Source organism: Bartonella tribocorum (assembly GCF_002777915.1).
Taxonomy (GTDB): Bacteria; Pseudomonadota; Alphaproteobacteria; order Rhizobiales; family Rhizobiaceae; genus Bartonella; species Bartonella tribocorum_A.
In genome coordinates this window covers 25,877-44,467 of the sequence record NZ_NJGE01000014.1, presented here as the reverse complement: position 1 = coordinate 44,467, position 18,591 = coordinate 25,877, and the positions used below count along the sequence as shown (strand labels likewise).

The following is an 18,591-nucleotide window of genomic DNA, read 5'->3' as shown; positions in this document are numbered from 1 at the left end:
AAAGACAAGTGAATTTTCAAAAATAAAGGGTGCTTATTCATGTCCGATGCAATTCAAATTCGTGAAGCACATTTTCCAAGTCGTGCACCTATTGATGCTTATGGAAATGGCGGGTTTCGTTTTGCTGATATGTCTCATAGAGGCTCTATTATTTGTGTTCCATCAGGAATTTATGGCATTGATATGGTAGGGCCTATTCCTACTCAAGGGGATCTATCTCGTGTTTTAGAAGAAGCAAATGAGATTGAAGTTTTATTAATAGGTACTGGAACTGAATTATTACGATTACCTGAAGAGTTACGGATCCTTTTATGGGAAAAGCGTATTTCATCTGATACAATGGGTACGGGAGCAGCTGTGCGTACATTTAATGTTTTATTGGCTGAAGATCGCGCTGTGGCAGCGTTATTATTTGCGGTAGAATAAAGTATTTTTTAATAAAATAAATACTCTCATTTAGCATAAAAGACGAGTGTGATTATTGTGCTGTGCCAAAAATACCGTCGCTTAAGGTGGTAATATAAGGAACATAATACACTAACTTAATACATTAAGTGTATTTAAATACAGCAGCAAATATTCAGAATTGGGCTAGTCTGTAGTATCTAGAGTATCACATAAAGTGATAAGTCTTTGGCACTTGAGGCGATTCATAAGAGGCATTTTTATTCCTTTTTAAAGAGCACCTAAATACCCGCTCCGCGTGTGACGCGAAAAAGAATAGACTTAAAATAAGAGAGTCATATAATCTTAGGGTTTTTCATTCAACAGATAAAACGATAAAATTAGTATTATAAATTAATTCATTACGAGTAGTAGGGCTCTTGTTAAGAGCAATTGGAGATTTTTGACAGGCTGGTACGGGTAGGAAGCTTTGTCTTTTGAGGGGACAGGTAGGGAGCAATAATTTTATTTAAGTTTTTGTAATAAATACATTTTCTATAAAAGTGCACTGTTATCTGTTCAATCAAAAAGCATTTTGCATTGTCTGTTGTTCTAAGTTTCATGACGCATGTTACGGCTCGTTTTAGCTGTTTTTATTACAAATAAAAGCTTAAATCTTATGAGATAAATTTTATCAAAAAAGTGATTTATTGAATTTTAAAGAATTTTCTTTTTTAAAAGAAAAGGTACTCAAAAAAGAAAACTTTATTCATCATTCATTAAGAGACACATTTAAAAATCTTATTTTCTGAGCTGTATTTTCTTATTTCTCATTTTTTAATATGAATAAAAAGAGAATATTAATTTAATTGCTAAATAAAGGGACGTTAATAGGCTCATAGAATGATAGGTTCTCTTCCTTATTGTCTTGATATTTTACGCACCATAGATCGTGATCGCTATATATCAGTTTTATTTGCCCCTAAAAAAAAGCGCAAAGCATTGGCTGCTCTCTACGCATTTAATGCTGAGATTTCTCGTATTCGTGAAAGTGTCCATGATCCATTCATCGGAGAAATACGATTACGCTGGTGGTATGATTCTATCGCGCATGGTGAAATGCAAACGAGTGAAAGTCATCCGATTTTGAGTGATTTATTGGCAGCAATGACTCTTTTTAATTTACCTAAGACAGCTTTTTTACGGTATTGTGATGCACAAATTTTAGATCTTTACCACAACCCAATAGAAACGCTTCATGATCTTGAGCATTATTGTGGTGAAACAGCAAGCATAATTTTACAGCTTTCTTGTCAGATATTAGATCCTGATGCAGCACAAGATTTTACAGATATCTATGAACGTGGAGGAATTGCTCAAGGATTAAGCGGTGTATTGCGTCTTTTATCATTCATGCAGTCACGATATCACTACTATTTACCTACTGATATGTTGAAGGCTGTAGGGGTGAATAGAGAAGATTTAGACTCTCATCATCTCAGTGATCAACAAAAAGGCCAGATTGTTGAAGCTATGGTCGCATTATCACGCGATCATTATAGCAAATTTTACGCATATTCTCGTGCTTTACCCAGAACTCTTAAGCCAGCATTTCTTCCATTGGCCATTATACCGGCTTCTGTTCAAAAGGCCCTACAGTTGGGGGCTGCAATTTTTCAAGAAAGTGCAACTTTGCCATTGATACATCGCTATTGGTTGATAACAAGAGCAGCAATAAGCGGTAATTTTCCAAAGATATTATAAAGAATATGACGACGTTAGAGTTAGACTGATTTTTTTTCATGTTCATCCAAACGCTAATCCCGCTTGTAACGTGCAAGCGAGAGCTTTTGATTGATTCAATCATAAACAGATTTGGAATAAAAGAAGCTTACGGTATGCAGGATCTTTATTCAGCATGAGTAAGCTGTATTATCATTATAAATCAACCTCTTATCTTGGAAAGGAAAACATAAGATAAAGCTTAATACATTGGTTCATTTAATGAAGAGTTTTGATATTGAATGCGTTGAATGTATTTATCACGTCTTATTTGCAATTTCTATTTTATTATGGAAGAAGTGATCTTAGCTACCTATTAAGTCTATAAAAAATGCTTATTTTTGAGAAATTAAAATGATGAAGCCATAGAAGCTATAATTGATAACTGTTATGATATAAAAAATATTGATTTATCATGATCATTTTTTCTCATATTGAATAAGATTCTTGAAGAGAAGAAATTTTCTCATTTTACATCATGTTTATAATGAATTTTAAAATGGTTTTTTCCATGAGTTGGGTGTGTCAATGAAAATCATTTCAGGAAGAAGCAATAAGATTCTTTATGAATGAATATTAAGAGCGAGCAATACGATGAGCTGTAAATAATGACAATAGAGGCGAAATTTATCGCTTAATTGGGATGGATAATATTACTTACTGCGTTGAAAAAACAGATTTCACATATCCATTGACTATTCTCTTGCAAATCGACACATACATTGATTTGCCAGAGAGCTCATTATAATGCCGATCTTAGGACATGAGAAAACAGAGAACCACCTCTACCTTTTCAACGATAAACGAAGTGCTGATAAAAACTCTATCAAATAAGTTTTTTAAATTATGTACACCCTTTTTATTGGAGAGCGTTAAAGATCTGATTATAATTTTTGCTATTAATTTCCAAAGGATGTTCTTTATTGGCAATTTCTAACATTTCTAACTTGAGATCTTCTCTTATCATCATATCTATATTGGTCCGAACCTCAGGTGAAAGAGTATGAGGCGTAATATCTTTAGGCATTGTTACAGACTTTATTTGATAAATGATGCGGTTTGTTGCAACCGGACCTTTTATGATGCCATAATGACCTTGGGGAGCAGAAAATAATGCTTTAACCCCTTCAACACCTAGGGGTTCAGAGGGATCTTGACGTCGGAGGAGGGGCGTTGTTTGTTTTGTGACACCAAGTTTCCGTGCAAGGTCAACAAGACTTTTTCCTTCTGTGAGCTGTTTGAGAGCATTTTGGGCTTTTTCATCAAGAAGGCGTTGAATTTCCTTACTTTTCCATTGAGAAAGAACATCGAGCTTAGCTTCTTCCAGTGTTTTATCGCGGGCAGGAATAATTTTATCGACCTTATACCAGATATATCCACCATTTTGAAAAGAGAGAGGATCAAGATCGACTCCTTCATTTGATTGATAGATGGCATTGAGTAAAGCATCTTTTTGAGGCAAATCCGTAAGGACTCTACCTTCAAGCGTTTTGCCCATTTTATCAAGGGTAATTGTGCGCAGAGTTAACTTGTATTGGTCAGCCAGCTCTTTGAGAGAAGCACCCTCAAAACGAGCATTTTCAATGGCTACATAAGTGTTACGGATATCATCAGTCGCACGATTTTTGGCAAGTGTTTGGCGAATATTTTCTTCGACACTTTCAAAAGGAAGAGAATTTGCAGGTTCAATACGTGTCACGCGAATGAGAACAGGTCCCTGTAAGTCATTTATTACAGAACTGATTTGCCCTTGTTGGAGTTCAAAAATTTCAGATGCGAGATGATTAGGAAGTTCATTTTCTGCAAGAGGCCCTTTTTTGATGTCATTAAGAGTCTTTTTTTCAGCTTTTACAAGTTCATCAAAACTTAATCCATCGGCTATTTTTTTTGCTGCATTATCGGCTTCTTCGCGTGTGGGGAATCGCAGTTCTTCGAATGTACGCTTTTCAGGCGTTACAAAACGTGAAGCATTTTGGGTATAGTAGGCTTTTGCCTCATCGGTTGAGATATCTTTAGGTTTTACGAAGTCATTAAGTTCCATCGATAGCAAAGAGACAGTGCGGTATTCCGGAGTGCGAAATTCACTTTGATGTGTTTCAAACCATTTTTGTAGTGTTTCGTGATCAGGATCAGAAATTATTTGCTTTTCTTTAAGATCAATAACGAGGTAATCAGCGCTGCGCTTTTCTCCTTGATAAAGAGCAAGTGCTTTATAAAAGAGAGCGGGTGCTTTCATATCAGAAAATAAAGCTGCAATAAGTTGGTTACGCTTTTCTTGTTTTGTGTAATAATTAAGAAAAGCACTTTCACTGATCCGTAAATGCTGGAGATAATTATAAAATAAATCTTTATTAAAAGTACCATTTATCTGAAACATCTTATCAGAACCAATCGTATGAGCAATTGTATCTTTTGAAAGACTTATTTTCATTTTGCGGGCTTGTTCATCAAGCAGTACATTTTGTTGCAATTGATTAAACACAAAAGCGGGAATTCGGTATTGCTGCATTTCATTTGGTGTAAACATTCGTCCAAGATGAGCAGCCTGTGCTAAACGTGCGCTTTGATCGGCAAGTGCGAGACGATAATCGTCGATAGTGACTATGGACTTTCCAGAAGTAATAAGATCTCTTTCACTTTTTGTGTGTAACTGTGGTATTCCCCATAAGAGAATGAAGCATAAGAGTAAAATAGCAAGGAAAATTCTGAAAATCCAAGAGTTTGCAGCACTTCTTATGACGTCAAGCATTGTTCAATTCCATTTTAAACATAAATTATTATCAAAGCAGGAGTGGAATTTGCAATAAAGAGACGAAAGATGCAAGCTTTTAAAGACTTGCTTTCATTTTATAATTTGATACTACAAATAAATAAAGTGTTATAAGTGTTATAAGAGCTCTTGAGGTGAAAATATGTCTCCAAATATTCGGCCTTTTCTTGCTGGAAATTGGAAAATGAATGGAACGAGAGAATCGCTTGGAGAATTGCGCGCTATTGCTACAGGCGTTAGCTCTGATTTCGGTCATCTATTTGAAGCGCTCATTTGTGTTCCTGCAACGCTTTTATCGCGTGCTTCTGATACGCTGAATGGTGAAAATCTCCTTTTAGGAGGACAAAATTGTCACTTTGACGATCATGGTCCTTATACGGGAGATATTTCAGCTTTTATGCTTAAAGAAGCGGGAGCAAGTCACGTTATTGTTGGGCATTCGGAGCGTCGTACAGTGTACTGGGAAAATGATGCAATTGTCTGTGCTAAAGTGCAGGCAGCGTGGCGCGCAGGTCTTGTGGCTCTTGTGTGTATTGGTGAAACATTGGAGGAGCGCAATAATAATAAAGTGCTGGACGTTCTTGCGCAGCAGCTTGAAGAATCTTTACCAGATGATGCAACAGCAGAAAATACCATTATCGCTTATGAACCTATTTGGGCGATAGGTACTGGCAATACGGCGACTCCAGAAGATATTGCAAAAGTGCATCATTTCATTCGTGATAAGATGTGCTTTCGTTTTGGTGATGAAGGGAACAAGATACGTTTGCTTTATGGTGGATCCGTAAAGCCATCCAATGCCTTTGAGATTTTAAGCATTCCTCATGTTAATGGGGCTTTGATCGGTGGAGCCAGCTTAAAAGCAATTGATTTTTTAACGATTTGCGATGTTTGTCGCAAATTATAGCAGAGAAATTTGAGTTTTCCCCTTGGATTGTGCGTTATTTATGTATAAATAACCGTGAAAGAGTTATTTGAAGAGCAGGGTTTATGCAAACAGTACTTATTGTTATTCATTTATTGATTGTGATTACTTTGGTTGGGGTGATTTTAATCCAACCTTCAGAAGGTGGTGGGCTTGGTGTGAGTAATAGCTCAGGGTTGATGAAAACCCGTGGGTCTCGAAACCCTTTAACACGTTTGACAGCTATTTTAGCCTGTTGTTTTTTTGTTGTTTCCATTGCCCTTACTGTTGTGGGAAGTATATCAAATTCTAGTTCTGATATTTTAAAACGCATACCGGTTAATTCAGAGCAGAATTCTACCAATAAAGGCTTAGAATCAGTTCCATCATCAGATGGTGGGTCTCAACCTTCTATTCTTGAACAGTTAGGGGGCACTTCGGATTCTCCGCAGGAACAAAAATCGCTCACAAATCCTGAAATAGAAACCCCAGTTCCACCGGTTCTTGAAAAGGCAGTTCCGGATAACAGTATAAAATAGTTCTTTAAAGAAAATATAGGCTTTTAAAAAGGTGATTTTTTCACCTTTTTTATTTTATTTTAGAAGAAAAACTGTTTCTTTTTGTATTTTTTGCTGGAAAAATTATTATAAATTGCTTATCACCATAAGCCCATGGCACGTTATGTTTTTATTACTGGTGGTGTGGTTTCTTCCCTTGGAAAAGGCATCGCAGCGGCGGCGTTAGCAGCGTTATTACAGGCTCGTGGCTATCGTGTACGCCTTCGTAAACTTGATCCTTATTTAAATGTTGATCCAGGGACGATGTCACCTTATCAACATGGTGAAGTATTTGTGACCGATGATGGTGCAGAAACGGATCTTGATCTTGGTCATTATGAGCGTTTTACTGGGCGTTCTGCAAATAGCCAAGATAATATTACAACAGGGCGTATTTATCGCAATATCATTGAACGAGAACGGCGGGGKGATTATTTGGGGGCAACAGTTCAAGTTATTCCCCACGTTACAGATGAAATTAAGCGGTTCATTACGACGGGGAATGAAGAATTTGATTTTGTTTTGTGTGAAATAGGTGGAACGGTTGGTGATATTGAAGCCATGCCTTTTCTAGAAGCGATTCGTCAGCTCGGTAATGAACTTTCCCGACAAAATGTCGTTTATGTCCATCTTACATTAATGCCTTATATTCCCTCAGCAGGTGAATTAAAAACAAAACCAACACAACATTCTGTCAAAGAATTACAATCAATTGGTATTTCTCCTGATATTTTGCTTGTGCGTTCAGATCGCTCTATTCCAGAAACAGAGCGGTGCAAATTATCACTTTTTTGCAATGTTCGCGCCAATGCCGTGATTCAGGCATTGGATATGCCAACAATTTATGATGTTCCCATGGCCTATCATAAAGAGGGTTTAGATTCTGAAGTTCTTTGCGCTTTTGGAATCGATTCGGCACCTCCACCTCAGATGGATCGTTGGGAAAATATTACGCATCGCTTTCACCATCCTGAAGGAGAAGTGACAATTGCTGTTGTAGGAAAATATACGGGCTTAAAGGATGCTTATAAATCTCTTATTGAAGCGATTGCGCATGGTGGCTTAGCGAATAAAGTGAAAGTTAATATCGAGTGGATTGATTCGCAACTTCTTGAAAAAGAAGATTCCGTTTTAGCTTTACAAAAAGCGCATGGAATTTTGGTTCCTGGGGCTTTTGGGGCTCGAGGAGCAGAAGGAAAAATTCGAGCAATTCAATTTGCGCGAGAGCGTAAAATTCCATTTTTAGGGATTTGCTTGGGAATGCAATTAGCTTGTATAGAAGCTGCGCGCAATATTGCACAGATTGAGAATGCTTCATCGAGTGAGTTTTGTGAAACAGAAAATCCAATTGTAGGTTTAATGACAGAATGGCTTAAAGGCGATATTCTTGAAAAACGGACAAGACATGGTGACCTTGGTGGATCTATGCGCCTTGGTGCGTTTGCTGCTGAATTAAAAGAAGAAAGTCATATTGCTAAGATTTATGGGATGACAAAGATTGTTGAACGACATCGTCATCGTTATGAAGTCAATATTGATTATAAAGATAAATTAGAACAGTGTGGTTTGATTTTTTCTGGCATGTCTCCCGATGGTGTTTTGCCAGAAACAATAGAATATGCAGATCATCCATGGTTCATAGGTGTTCAATATCATCCAGAGCTTAAATCACGTCCTTTTGATCCGCATCCACTTTTTTCTTCTTTTATTGAAGCCGCTGTAGAACAAAGTCGATTGGTTTAAGGCATAAATTTGGTTACTTTGCTTTTGAGGGATAAAATGACAAAACCAAATGCGCGTGTAAAAGCTGGAAATATTATTTTTTCAAATGAAATGCCCCTTTCATTAATTGCAGGGCCGTGTCAGATGGAAAGTCGCGATCATGCTTTTGAAATGGCTGGTCGTATTAAAACAATTACCGATCAGCTTGGTATTGGGTTTGTTTATAAATCAAGTTACGATAAAGCCAACAGAACCTCTTTGAGTGCGGCACGTGGTATTGGTCTTGAAAAAGCAATGGCTATTTTTTCTGATTTAAAAAAAGAGTTTGATTGTCCTATACTGACCGATGTGCATACCGAAGAGCAATGTACAATTGTTTCTTCTACGGTTGATATTTTACAAATACCTGCTTTTTTATGTCGTCAAACAGATCTTTTGGTCGCAGCTGCCAAAACAGGGCGTGTTATTAATATTAAAAAGGGTCAGTTTTTGGCTCCGTGGGATATGGAGAATGTTTTAAAAAAGGTTGTTCATAGTGGTAATCCAAATGTTATGCTTTGTGAGCGGGGCACATCATTTGGTTATAATCGTTTGATTTCGGATATGCGTTCGTTGCCTATTTTACGTTCATTTGGGGCTCCTGTTATTTTTGATGCAACACATTCTGTTCAAGAACCTGGGGGGCAGGGAGCTTCATCTGGTGGACAGCGTCAATTTGTTGAAGTTTTAGCGCGTGCGGCTGTTTCTGTTGGGGTTGCCGGTATTTTTTTAGAGACACATCAAGATCCAGATCATGCACCTTCTGATGGACCCAATATGATTCAAATTGATGATTTACAAAGATTGCTTGAGACTTTAATGGAATTTGATGGTCTGTCAAAGAAGTTGAATTAAGAAGAGAAAAAATATTTCATAAATAGGGCATTAGAAATGAATCGCGGCTTTGATTGGATAAGGAAATATAGATGACTATAATTGTTGATATCATTGGACGTGAAGTTCTTGATAGCCGTGGTAATCCAACGGTAGAAGTGGATGTTTATTTAGAAAATGGTGCTTTTGGTCGCGCTCTGGTTCCCTCAGGAGCTTCAACAGGGGCCCATGAGGCTATAGAACTTCGTGATGGTGATTTGCGTTATCAAGGGAAAGGTGTTGAAAAAGCGGTTGCTGCAGTCAATGGTGTAATTCTTGAAGAACTTGGTGGGCGGGATGCTAGAGACCAAATCGCTATTGATCAAGCCATGATTGCTTTAGATGGAACGCCAAACAAAGCCCGTCTTGGTGCTAATGCGCTTCTTGGTGTTTCATTGGCTGTTGCAAAAGCAGCCGCGGACTCATTAAATTTACCATTGTATCGTTATATTGGTGGTACGCAAGCGCATATTCTTCCAACACCTATGATGAATATTATTAATGGTGGCGTTCATGCTGATAACTTGATTGATTTTCAAGAGTTTATGATTATTCCTGTAGGAGCCCCTAGCGTGAAAGAGGCTATCCGTTATGGTGCTGAAATTTTTCATGCGTTGAAAAAGCGTTTAAAAGATGCGGGCCATAATACCAATGTTGGTGATGAAGGTGGTTTTGCTCCTCAATTTAAAAGTGCTGATCAAGCGATTGATTTTATTATGGAATCCATAATAGCTTGTGGATATAAACCAGGTGAACAGATTGCACTTGGCTTAGATTGTGCTTCCACTGAATTTTATAAAAATGGTTCGTATTTTTATAAAGGTGAGGGTAAATGTCGTGACATTCAAGAACAGGTAGATTATTTAGCACACCTTGTGGAAAGTTATCCTATTATTACCATTGAAGATGGAATGGCAGAGGATGATTGGGAAGGTTGGAAGCTCCTCACTGATACGATTGGAGAAAAATGTCAGCTGGTTGGCGATGACTTGTTTGTGACAAATTCAGCGCGTTTGCGTGATGGTATCAAAATGGGGGTAGGCAATTCTATTCTCATAAAAGTTAATCAAATTGGGACATTGAGTGAAACACTTGATGCTGTAGAAGTCGCCCATAAAGCGGGTTATCGTGCCATTATATCTCATCGCTCAGGCGAGACAGAGGATTCTTTCATTGCGGATCTTGCGGTTGCAACGAATTGTGGACAAATTAAAACAGGCTCTCTTGCACGTTCAGATAGATTAGCAAAGTACAATCAACTTATTCGTATTGAAGAAATGTTAGGGGCTCAAGCACATTATGCTGGTGATATATATCGTTGATCGTTGTGAGCAGAAAATATGAAAGTATAATATCATTTAGATTATGAAATTAAGATTTCTTATCAAAGGCGTAGAACAATCATTTTATAGGCATTTAAATTTATAGGGATTAAGATGAGAGGTGTAATTATTACTCAAGATCAAGGAACGTATCTCGTTTCAGGTGATGATGGTAAGCGTTATCAGTTTGCGACTTGGGATTGGTTGGGAAAGAAACCACCGAGGATTGGTGATACTGTTGATTTTGTCTATGAAGGCGGTGTAGTCAGTTCTGTTTTTCCGTTGTTGAGATCAGGTACAGAGAATTCAAAGATAATGTTTGCTCTTCTTTGTTGGGTTGCAGGGATCTTTGGTGTTCATCGCTTTATGCTTGGGAGAGTTCGCACCGGTGCTTTAATGCTCATTCTATCTTTATCATTTTTTGGATTGGTGATTACCGGTATTTGGGCAATCGTTGATTTTATACTCATTGTTGCTGGAAAATTTACGGATAAAGATGGGAATCAGATTACGGATTTGTAAAAATCTTATAATTTTTATAATAATGTAAAGAGCAAAAAGTCTAGTTCGCTTTTTGTTTTGAGCAATATATTAAGTTCACTATGCAGAATTCATTGTAATATTTCTTTAATGTGAGATATTAAGAAAAATATGCACAGTTAAATAAAACTATTGAAAAAGACTGTGCTATTTTATATGGGTAAAATAAGGACGCAAATCAATTAAAGTGTACTTTGGGCTGCTGCTTATAGCAGTGGAAAGCACTCATTATGGGGGGATTCAAGCTATTTCAATTCCACATTTATCATGGTTTCTATGCGTTTTATTTACGCAGTGAGGTTAATCAGCATATTATAAAATTAAGAAAAATCTCTTTATGAATAACACATGAGGAGCAGCTTTATAGGTGGGCAAAGATGAAGGGCAAGATTATTGGTCAAGATCAAGGGATGTATCTTGTTTCGGGAGATGATGACAAACGTTATCAATTTTCGTGTGAAGATTGGTTAGGAAAAAAAGCACCAAAGGTAGGAGACACTGTTGATTTTGTGTGTGAAGGAGAGAGCGTTAAGTCTGTTCTCCCTTTTTGGGATCGAACAACAACAGAACAATCGCGATTAGCTTTAGCTCTTATTTGTTGGTTTTTTGGATGGTTGGGGATTCACCGCTTTATGGCCGGTAAAATTGCGACAGGTATTGTAATGCTTGTTATAAGTATACTAGGTATAATAACTGCACCTTTTACTGTGGGGATAGGATTTGTTTTTTTTATTCTTTTTATAACTATGCCTTGGTCATTTATTGATTTTATAGTTATTTTATCTGGGTATTTTAGGGATGTAAATGGCAATAAAATTACAAAGTGGTAGCAATCATATAAAGTTATATACAAACAAACATTTTATTTATTCTTATTAAGGTATTAATTTAATAATGTAAATTATTTAAGTATGTGTATCTAATTATAAATATTTAAATAAAAATATTGAAAAAGACTGTACTATTTCATATAAGAGACGAAAGTGCAGATCGAACAACGTGCTTTGTATTACCACTTATAATTGCGGGAATTTTAAGTTGTTGGGGGATTTTTAGCTTTTTAGATTGTCATATGCACGGTGAATACAGATTGTATTCATGCTGTGAGGTTTATCCAATATATTATCATATTAGAAGAAAAGCTTCTTTATGAATAACAATTTTATAGGTGGTGAAGATGAAAGGTAAGATTATTGGTCTGGATCAGGGAAATTATTTTATTTCAGGTGCTGATGGTAAACGTTATCAATTCTTGAGTAAGGATTGGTCAGGGAAAAAGCCGCCTAAGGTGGGTGATGCTGTTGATTTTGTGTGTGAAGGGGATAGCATTAAATCTGTTTCCCCTATCTTGTCAGCAGGGCAGTCACAACAATCAAAAGTATTGTTAGCAATCGTTTGCTTGTGTTTTGGTGCATTTGGAATTCATCGCTTTATGGTTGGTAAAATTATAACGGGCATTATAATGCTTTTTTTAAGTTTAATAGGGCTGCTATTTTTTATAGGGTTGCTATTTTTGGGGCTTTTGTTTTTTATAACTATACCTTGGGCATTAATTGATTTTATAGTTATTTTAACAGGAAATTTTAGGAAAAAAGCTACAAATTAGAGGCTATCCAATATTTGTCATATAACAAAGCGGGGCATTCAGCTTACTTTGATTGTCTTGAGGGGGGGATAAATTGGTGCTAACAAATTGTTTGCGTGTGTAGATTTGGTAATGAGGTGTTAATCAAAATCGTGCATAGTTAGGTAGAATATTAAGAAGCTTGTGCTGTAAAGACTGTGCTATTTTATGTGGACAAAGCAGAAACGTCGATCAATCAAAGTGCGCTTTGTACTGCCTCTTATGACGGTGGGTGTTTTAAGCTATTTCAGTTACCATATTTATCATGGTGAGTATGGATTGTATTCACGCAGTGAAGTTAATCAGCATATTAGCGAATTAGAAAAGGAGCTTCATACAATAGAAGCTGAGCGGCAATTCATCGAAAAGCGCATTTCTCTTTTACGCAATGGACATATTGAAAAGGACATGTTGGATGAGTATGTCCGAAAGAATTTAAACTTTTCTAAGCCAAATGAATTGACAATCTTAATACCTTGAAATGATACCAAAGGTAAATGAAAAATCGCTCAATTTAAACGACATTCAGCAATGATATTGTTTAAGCCGATTGATAAGGCTTGTAACTTTCGTTCGTAAAGGTTATTCCTAGATAATCATAAAAGGGAGTTTAATATGGCAGAACGACTTAAAAAAAATTCTGCGTCGGTAGCGCACACTGCATTATCAAGCACTACAAAGAAAGCACCAATAGCAGATTTCACAAAAGAGGAAGAAATTGATGCTTATCGTGAAATGCTTTTAATTCGCCGTTTTGAAGAAAAAGCAGGACAACTTTATGGTATGGGGCTTATTGGGGGATTTTGCCATCTTTATATTGGACAGGAAGCTGTTGTTATAGGAACATTAAAGGCAACAAAAGAAGGTGATCAAGTTATTACGTCTTACCGCGATCATGGCCATATGTTAGCAGTTGGAATGAGCCCGCGTGGTGTCATGGCAGAATTAACGGGACGCCAAGGGGGATTTTCCAAAGGCAAAGGCGGCTCGATGCATATGTTCTCTAAAGAAAAGAACTTTTATGGTGGACATGGTATTGTTGGCGCGCAGGTTCCCATAGGTTCAGGCTTGGCATTTTCGAATCAATATCTTGGTAAAGATAATGTGACATTGGTTTATTTTGGTGACGGCGCTGCAAATCAGGGGCAGGTTTACGAAAGTTTTAATATGGCTTCACTTTGGAAGTTGCCCGTTGTTTATATTATTGAAAACAATCAGTATGCTATGGGAACATCCGTTTCACGTGCATCTGCAGAAACTGATTTTTCGCGTCGTGGTCTTTCTTTTGAAATTCCAGGTATTGTTGTTGATGGTATGGATGTTCGATCCGTAAAAGGGGCTGCTGATGAAGCAATTTCTTGGGCACGTTCAGGTAAAGGGCCGATCATTCTTGATATGCAGACTTATCGCTATCGTGGTCATTCGATGTCTGATCCAGCAAAATATCGTTCAAAGGAAGAAGTCCAGAAAATAAAAGAGGAACACGATCCGATTGATCAAGTAAGAAGTCGGATTCTTAAAAAAAGTTGGGCGAGCGAAGACGATTTAAAGTCTATTGAGAAAGAGGTCCGTGCAATTGTTGCTGATGCGGCAGATTTTGCACAAAATGATCAAGAGCCAGATGCTTCTGAGCTCTATACTGATATTTTAGTTTGATGCGAGGGACGCAAGTATGTCTATTGATATTTTGATGCCGGCGCTTTCACCAACTATGGAAGAAGGTAAACTGTCTAAATGGCTCAAGAAAGAAGGTGATAAGGTTAGCTCTGGCGATGTTATTGCTGAAATTGAAACGGATAAGGCGACAATGGAAGTAGAGGCTGTTGATGAAGGTATTCTTGGTAAAGTTTTTGTGCCTGAAGGTTCTGAAGGCGTAAAGGTTAATAGTGTTATTGCGGTTTTGTTAGAAGAAGGTGAGTGTGTTGAGGATATTTCACAATCTGCCGATACAGCACAAAAACCTAAAGCGTCCACCCCTTCTCTTCCCTCATCAGTTCCGCAGTCTCCACCTTTTGCTATCCCTACGGATTTTGATATTCCAGCGGGAACACAAATGGTGACAATGACAGTCCGTGAAGCGCTTAATCAGGCTTTGGCTGAAGAAATGCAGCGTGATGAAAAAGTTTTTCTCATGGGGGAAGAAGTTGCGCAATATCAAGGAGCCTATAAGGTTAGCCAAGGTTTGTTGGAAGAATTCGGAGAACGGCGCGTTATTGATACCCCAATTACAGAGCACGGCTTTGCTGGGTTGGCTGTTGGTGCTGCTTTTGGAGGGTTACGTCCTATTGTCGAGTTTATGACCTTTAATTTTGCCATGCAGGCAATGGATCAAATTATTAATTCAGCAGCAAAAACACGTTATATGTCTGGTGGACAAATGACTGCTCCTATGGTTTTCCGTGGTCCCAATGGCGCGGCGGCTCGTGTTGGCGCTCAACACTCTCAATGCTACGCTGCATGGTATGGTCATATACCAGGTTTGAAAGTTGTCATGCCTTATAGTGCTGCAGATGCAAAAGGTTTGCTAAAAGCTGCTATTCGTGATGATAATCCTGTTATTTTCCTTGAAAATGAGATTTTGTACGGGCATCAATTTGAGGTTCCGCAACTCGATGATTTTGTTTTGCCTATTGGTCGGGCGCGTATTCATAAGTCTGGACAAGATGTGACGATTGTTGCCTGTGGGATTGGAATGCATTATGCTGTTCAAGCGTTGCCAGAGATTGAAAAACTTGGTATTGACGTTGAATTAATTGATTTACGAACCATTCGTCCGATGGATCTTCCGACAATTCTTTCTTCCGTTAAAAAGACGGGGCGCTTGATAACAATTGAAGAGGGATTTCCTCAGTCATCAGTAGGAACTGAAATAGCAACCCGTGTTATGCAGCAGGCTTTTGACTATCTTGATGCACCAATTGCAACGATTTCTGGCAAAGATGTTCCAATGCCTTATGCCGCTAATCTTGAGAAGTTGGCTTTGCCTGATACTGCTGAAATTATTGAGGCTGTTAAGGCTGTGACGTACAGAGCATAACGGAGGAAAGCACAATGCCCATTAAAATTACAATGCCAGCGCTTTCCCCTACAATGGAAGAGGGAAATTTAACAAAATGGAATATTAAGGAGGGTGATAAGATTTCCTCTGGGGATGTTATTGCTGAAATTGAGACGGATAAAGCGACGATGGAAGTTGAGGCCGTTGATGAGGGTACAGTTGCCAAAATCGTTGTTCCTGCTGGAACACAAGGCGTTAAAGTGAATTCTTTGATTGTTGTTTTAGCAGAGGAAGGTGAAGACTTGGCTGAAGCTGCAAAAGCTGTAGAAGAGGCCTCTTCTTCTATAAGACAAGAACCAGAGAGCGTAAAACAGGCTGATTCTCGGAAGCAGACGGACGCAAAGAGGGCAAAAATGTCTCATGAATCATCAGCTCAGCAATTAATACAGCAAGACAAAGAAAGGACTCGCCTTTTTGCCTCTCCTTTAGCGCGGCGACTAGCCTCTCAGGCAGGTCTTGATTTATCGCTTATTTTTGGAAGTGGTCCCCATGGACGTATTATTAAGCGCGATGTAGAAAAAGCTATAGATGGTGTTTCTCAAACTTCTTATTCGTCACAAATTGGCGAGCCGGTTGCAGCAGGTGCTGTTGACAAACAGATATTGCAACTCTTCAAAGAAGATGAATATATTTTCACCCCCCATAATAATATGCGTAAAACGATCGCTACACGTTTAGTGGAATCAAAGCAAAGAGTTCCACATTTTTATGTAACGGTAGATTGTGAACTTGATGCGCTATTAGCGTTGCGTACACAATTGAATGCTGCTGCTCCAATGGTTAAGACGCTGGAAGAATCTAAGCCTACTTATAAGCTTTCTGTTAATGATATGGTCATTAAAGCTGTTGCACTTTCTTTGAAAGCGGTTCCTGATGCGAATGTCTCTTGGCTTGAAGGCGGAATGCTTCATCATAAACATTGTGATGTTGGGGTTGCTGTTTCTATTCCCAATGGATTAATTACACCGATTATTCGCCATGCAGAGGAAAAATCGTTATCGCTTATTTCCAAAGAGATGAAGGATTTTGCAAGGCGTGCGCGTGAACGCAAGTTAAAAATGGAAGAATATCAGGGGGGAACAACAGCTGTATCAAATATGGGGATGTATGGTGTAAAAAGTTTTTCTGCTATTCTTAACCCGCCACATGCGACGATTTTTGCGATTGGTGCAGGAGAGCAACGCGCCGTTGTTAAAAATGGTGCTTTAGCTGTTGCAACAGTTATGTCGGTTACACTTTCTGTTGATCATCGTGCTGTCGATGGTGCTTTAGCCGCAGAGCTGGCACGGACTTTTAAGAAGATAATTGAAAATCCATTGGCAATGTTGGTGTGAACGACAGTTCTTCACGTAAGTTATGAGAGTGTATGTTAAGAGGGTAAAAGCAAATTTAAAAAGTTTGAAGAGCAATACTTTTGCTGTTCTGGTTTGGGTAAAGTATTTATGTAAAGCGTAGAGTAAAAACATAAGATAATTTTATTATGTTTGTTTTCAATCTTAAGTTCAAAAAGTGCATATCCGTTTTTATATATCCATGGAGGAATTACTGTGGCAAATCTTTATGATGTAATTGTGATTGGATCAGGTCCAGGCGGATATGTAACCGCAATTCGTGCCGCGCAATGTGGCTTTAAGACGGCAATTGTTGAGCGTGAACATCTGGGAGGGATTTGTTTAAATTGGGGATGTATTCCCACAAAGGCTCTTTTACGTTCGGCGGAAATGAAACATTTTGCTGAACATGCGAAAGATTATGGACTCAAAATTAATGGCTCAATTGAAGCAAATATCAAAGATGTTGTGACACGTTCACGCAGTGTTTCAGCACGTTTAAATGCTGGTGTTGGTTTTTTAATGAAAAAAAACAAAATTGATATTATCTGGGGTGAAGCGAAGCTTACGAAAGAGGCGAAAGGAAGCCAACCTGCGGAAATTATGGTTTCTTCATCCTCCAAACCAGTTATGCAACCGCAAAATCCAATCCCTAAGGGGACATTAGGGAAGGGGACTTACCAGGCAAAGCATATCATTATCGCAACAGGAGCACGACCTCGCGTTCTTCCTGGTATTGAGCCAGATGGAAAGCTCATTTGGACTTATTTTGAAGCGATGATACCGCCAGCAATGCCAAAATCGCTTTTGGTTATAGGGTCTGGGGCTATTGGTATTGAATTTGCTTCCTTTTATCGTGATATGGGCGCTGAGGTCACTGTTGTTGAAATGATGCCTCACATTATGCCCGCTGAAGATATTGAAATTTCAACATTTGCTCGTAAACAGTTAGAGAAAAAAGGTCTACGTATTCTTTGCCAAGCAAAAGTAACAAAGGTTGAAAAAGCTTCCAATTCTGTGACGATACATATTGATGTTCAGGGAAAAACAGAGACAATGACTGTTGACCGTGTGATTTCCGCTGTTGGGGTGCAGGGTAATATTGAGAATCTCGGGTTAGAAGCGTTGGGTATAAGAACCGATCGTGGGTGCATTGTAACCGATGAATGGAGTTGGACAGGGGTTGCGGGTATTTATGCTATCGGCGATGTGGCTGGTCCTCCTATGTTAGCCCATAAAGCAGAAGAAGAGGGCGTGATATGCATTGAACATCTTGCGGGTTTAAAGAATATTCACCCGCTTGATAAGAAAAAAATTCCAGGGTGCACCTATTGCACACCGCAAGTTGCTTCTGTAGGGTTTTCAGAAGCAGCAGCAAAAGAAGCAGGGTATGATATACGTATTGGTCGTTATTCTTTTTCCGCAAATGGAAAGGCGATTGCTTTGGGTGAAGATCAGGGGGTAGTAAAAACGATTTTTGATAAAAAAACAGGACAGCTTCTTGGCGCCCATATGGTAGGGGCTGAGGTAACAGAACTGATACAGGGTTTTGTTATTGCTATGAATCTGGAAACAACAGAGGAAGAATTGATGCATACTGTCTTTCCACATCCGACTTTATCGGAAATGATGAAAGAAAGTGTATTGGATGCTTATGGTCAAGTTTTAAACGCTTGATGATTGGG

At 38.3% G+C, this 18,591-nt stretch carries 16 protein-coding genes; 15 read left to right on the top strand and 1 reads right to left on the bottom strand.

Annotated elements, in window-relative coordinates; genetic code table 11:
- Positions 1–39: 39 nt before the first annotated feature.
- Together CER18_RS06325 and CER18_RS06320 are read left to right on the top strand one after the other, a co-directional pair.
- Positions 40–426, top strand: a complete 387-nt coding sequence (locus CER18_RS06325; RefSeq protein ID WP_100129213.1) for an Mth938-like domain-containing protein — start codon at positions 40–42, stop codon at positions 424–426.
- Between the two features lie 861 nt (positions 427–1,287).
- Entirely contained in the window at positions 1,288–2,148 is an 861-nt protein-coding gene (locus CER18_RS06320) for a phytoene/squalene synthase family protein (protein ID WP_100129212.1), read from the top strand.
- 877 nt (positions 2,149–3,025) lie between these two features.
- Here the strand turns inward: CER18_RS06320 and CER18_RS06315 are convergent.
- Positions 3,026–4,915 (bottom strand): peptidyl-prolyl cis-trans isomerase, encoded by a 1,890-nt coding sequence (locus CER18_RS06315; RefSeq protein WP_100129211.1) that lies wholly within the window; start codon positions 4,913–4,915, stop codon positions 3,026–3,028.
- A gap of 163 nt (positions 4,916–5,078) precedes the next feature.
- Here CER18_RS06315 and tpiA point away from each other — a divergent pair, with 163 nt between their 5' ends.
- From tpiA to lpdA, 13 genes are all read left to right on the top strand, one after another.
- Positions 5,079–5,843 carry a triose-phosphate isomerase gene (tpiA, locus tag CER18_RS06310; protein ID WP_100129210.1) on the top strand — a complete coding sequence of 255 codons (765 nt, stop codon included), beginning with the start codon at positions 5,079–5,081 and terminating at the stop codon, positions 5,841–5,843.
- An 83-nt stretch (positions 5,844–5,926) separates the two neighbouring features.
- Positions 5,927–6,379, top strand: coding sequence for a preprotein translocase subunit SecG (gene secG / locus CER18_RS06305; protein WP_100129209.1), 453 nt, complete (start codon positions 5,927–5,929; stop codon positions 6,377–6,379).
- 132 nt (positions 6,380–6,511) lie between these two features.
- The gene (locus CER18_RS06300) at positions 6,512–8,140 is read left to right on the top strand and encodes a CTP synthase (RefSeq protein ID WP_100129208.1); all 1,629 of its coding nucleotides are present in this window, start codon (positions 6,512–6,514) and stop codon (positions 8,138–8,140) included.
- 36 nt (positions 8,141–8,176) lie between these two features.
- Positions 8,177–9,013, top strand: coding sequence for a 3-deoxy-8-phosphooctulonate synthase (gene kdsA, locus CER18_RS06295; RefSeq protein WP_100129207.1), 837 nt, complete (start codon positions 8,177–8,179; stop codon positions 9,011–9,013).
- Positions 9,014–9,084: 71 nt separating this feature from the next.
- Positions 9,085–10,353 (top strand): phosphopyruvate hydratase, encoded by a 1,269-nt coding sequence (gene eno / locus CER18_RS06290; RefSeq protein ID WP_100129206.1) that lies wholly within the window; start codon positions 9,085–9,087, stop codon positions 10,351–10,353.
- A 114-nt stretch (positions 10,354–10,467) separates the two neighbouring features.
- Positions 10,468–10,875 (top strand): TM2 domain-containing protein, encoded by a 408-nt coding sequence (locus tag CER18_RS06285; protein ID WP_100129205.1) that lies wholly within the window; start codon positions 10,468–10,470, stop codon positions 10,873–10,875.
- Positions 10,876–11,270: 395 nt separating this feature from the next.
- Positions 11,271–11,723 (top strand): TM2 domain-containing protein, encoded by a 453-nt coding sequence (locus CER18_RS06280; protein WP_100129204.1) that lies wholly within the window; start codon positions 11,271–11,273, stop codon positions 11,721–11,723.
- A 347-nt stretch (positions 11,724–12,070) separates the two neighbouring features.
- Positions 12,071–12,499 carry a TM2 domain-containing protein gene (locus tag CER18_RS06275; RefSeq protein WP_100129203.1) on the top strand — a complete coding sequence of 143 codons (429 nt, stop codon included), beginning with the start codon at positions 12,071–12,073 and terminating at the stop codon, positions 12,497–12,499.
- 186 nt (positions 12,500–12,685) lie between these two features.
- Positions 12,686–12,997 (top strand): FtsB family cell division protein, encoded by a 312-nt coding sequence (locus tag CER18_RS06270; protein ID WP_100129202.1) that lies wholly within the window; start codon positions 12,686–12,688, stop codon positions 12,995–12,997.
- 135 nt (positions 12,998–13,132) lie between these two features.
- A complete protein-coding gene (gene pdhA, locus CER18_RS06265) occupies positions 13,133–14,173 on the top strand; it encodes a pyruvate dehydrogenase (acetyl-transferring) E1 component subunit alpha (RefSeq protein WP_100129201.1) in 1,041 nt (346 codons plus the stop codon).
- A 16-nt stretch (positions 14,174–14,189) separates the two neighbouring features.
- Positions 14,190–15,554, top strand: a complete 1,365-nt coding sequence (locus CER18_RS06260; RefSeq protein ID WP_100129200.1) for a pyruvate dehydrogenase complex E1 component subunit beta — start codon at positions 14,190–14,192, stop codon at positions 15,552–15,554.
- Between the two features lie 14 nt (positions 15,555–15,568).
- On the top strand, positions 15,569–16,909 hold the full coding sequence (locus CER18_RS06255) for a pyruvate dehydrogenase complex dihydrolipoamide acetyltransferase (protein WP_100129199.1): 1,341 nt from the start codon (positions 15,569–15,571) through the stop codon (positions 16,907–16,909).
- A 213-nt stretch (positions 16,910–17,122) separates the two neighbouring features.
- The gene (gene lpdA / locus CER18_RS06250; RefSeq protein ID WP_100129198.1) at positions 17,123–18,583 is read left to right on the top strand and encodes a dihydrolipoyl dehydrogenase; all 1,461 of its coding nucleotides are present in this window, start codon (positions 17,123–17,125) and stop codon (positions 18,581–18,583) included.
- Positions 18,584–18,591 lie beyond the last annotated feature (8 nt).

Coding starts and splice junctions, on each gene's coding strand:
- CER18_RS06325 (WP_100129213.1), top strand. CDS start 40: ATGTCCGATGCAATTCAAATTCGTGAAGCACATTTTCCAAGTCGTGCA.
- CER18_RS06320 (WP_100129212.1), top strand. CDS start 1,288: ATGATAGGTTCTCTTCCTTATTGTCTTGATATTTTACGCACCATAGAT.
- CER18_RS06315 (WP_100129211.1), bottom strand. CDS start 4,915: ATGCTTGACGTCATAAGAAGTGCTGCAAACTCTTGGATTTTCAGAATT.
- tpiA (WP_100129210.1), top strand. CDS start 5,079: ATGTCTCCAAATATTCGGCCTTTTCTTGCTGGAAATTGGAAAATGAAT.
- secG (WP_100129209.1), top strand. CDS start 5,927: ATGCAAACAGTACTTATTGTTATTCATTTATTGATTGTGATTACTTTG.
- kdsA (WP_100129207.1), top strand. CDS start 8,177: ATGACAAAACCAAATGCGCGTGTAAAAGCTGGAAATATTATTTTTTCA.
- eno (WP_100129206.1), top strand. CDS start 9,085: ATGACTATAATTGTTGATATCATTGGACGTGAAGTTCTTGATAGCCGT.
- CER18_RS06285 (WP_100129205.1), top strand. CDS start 10,468: ATGAGAGGTGTAATTATTACTCAAGATCAAGGAACGTATCTCGTTTCA.
- CER18_RS06280 (WP_100129204.1), top strand. CDS start 11,271: ATGAAGGGCAAGATTATTGGTCAAGATCAAGGGATGTATCTTGTTTCG.
- CER18_RS06275 (WP_100129203.1), top strand. CDS start 12,071: ATGAAAGGTAAGATTATTGGTCTGGATCAGGGAAATTATTTTATTTCA.
- CER18_RS06270 (WP_100129202.1), top strand. CDS start 12,686: ATGTGGACAAAGCAGAAACGTCGATCAATCAAAGTGCGCTTTGTACTG.
- pdhA (WP_100129201.1), top strand. CDS start 13,133: ATGGCAGAACGACTTAAAAAAAATTCTGCGTCGGTAGCGCACACTGCA.
- CER18_RS06260 (WP_100129200.1), top strand. CDS start 14,190: ATGTCTATTGATATTTTGATGCCGGCGCTTTCACCAACTATGGAAGAA.
- CER18_RS06255 (WP_100129199.1), top strand. CDS start 15,569: ATGCCCATTAAAATTACAATGCCAGCGCTTTCCCCTACAATGGAAGAG.